Annotated in this window: 2 protein-coding genes; one reads left to right on the top strand and one right to left on the bottom strand. The window is 71.6% G+C overall.

The window, feature by feature from the left end; translation table 11 throughout:
• A partial coding sequence (locus AB0B01_RS30875) for an ATP-binding cassette domain-containing protein (RefSeq protein ID WP_361726309.1) occupies positions 1-621 on the top strand: 621 nt, incomplete at its 5' end.
• Positions 622-681: 60 nt separating this feature from the next.
• On the opposite strand, the gene AB0B01_RS30870 is transcribed toward AB0B01_RS30875, so the two are convergent.
• Positions 682-1,126: hypothetical protein (locus tag AB0B01_RS30870; protein ID WP_361726306.1), on the bottom strand; the 445-nt coding region annotated here is incomplete at its 5' end.

Here is a 1,126-nt window from a genome sequence, read left to right as displayed (position 1 = left end):
CTGCTGCGCATGACGGACGTCGACGCGGGCCGGATCCTGGTCGGCGGCCGGGACATCAGCCGGCTGCGCCAGAGCGACTTGCGCGGCCTGACGGCGTACGTGCCGCAGGATCCGGCCATGTTCCACCGCACCCTGCGGGAGAACATCGCGTTCGCCCGGCCGGAGGCCACCGAAGCCGAGATCCGCCGCGCGGCCGAGGCGGCGCACGTCACGGAGTTCGCGGACGCCCTGCCGTGCGGGCTCGACACCATGGTCGGCGAGCGGGGCGTCAAACTCTCCGGCGGACAGCGCCAGCGGGTCGCACTCGCCAGGGCCATCCTGCGCGACGCTCCGATCCTGCTGCTCGACGAGGCGACCAGCGCCCTGGACTCGGAGAGCGAGATCCTCGTGCAGGAGGCGCTGTGGCGCCTCATGGAAGGACGGACGGCGCTGGTGGTGGCCCACCGGCTCAGCACGGTGGCCAAGATGGACCGGCTCGTCGTCCTCGACCGCGGACGGATCGTCGAACAGGGAACGCACCAGGAACTGCTCGCCTGCGACGGCGCGTACGCGAAACTGTGGCAGCACCAGTCGGGCGGCTTCCTGGACGACAGCCGTGCGGGATCCGACAACCTGCACTGACCCGGGCGGGGGGGGACGGACGTCCGACGAGGCCCGCCGGCCGCCCCCGGCGGGCGCCGCTCAGGACGGGCAGATGTTCTTCGGCAGTCCCTTGGGGAGCCCGGTGCGCTCGTCCTGGTCGAGGTCGCGGCCGAGGACCTCGCAGAGGTGCCGCTTCCAGAGCCCGGGATACAGGCGGATCAGACGCATCAGCCCGCCGTCCACGGGACTCAGCATGATCACCTTTCCGCCGTCGGCCCCGTCAAGGAAGCCCTGCTTCTCGCCGAGGTCGTAAGAGTCGTTGCGGACGGGGTCGTCTCCCCGCAGGAAGAGGACGGAGCTCCCGTTGGCCAGGTAGAACCCGGAGTCCTTCAGGAGCCCCGCCGCCCACCGGTTGGCCACCAGCGGCCCGATCGGGCCCTGCACCCGGTGGGGGGTCTGCCCTTCCCGCACGGACCACAGCTCCACCAGGGAACCGGTCGTCAGCACCACGGCGTGTCGTCCGTCCGCATCCCGGACGAAGGAG

Origin of the sequence: Streptomyces sp. NPDC044571 (assembly GCF_040647115.1) — a bacterium.
Classification (GTDB): domain Bacteria; phylum Actinomycetota; class Actinomycetes; order Streptomycetales; family Streptomycetaceae; genus Streptomyces.
Note: the sequence above shows the minus strand (reverse complement) of the source record. Positions and strands in the feature narration are given on the sequence as shown.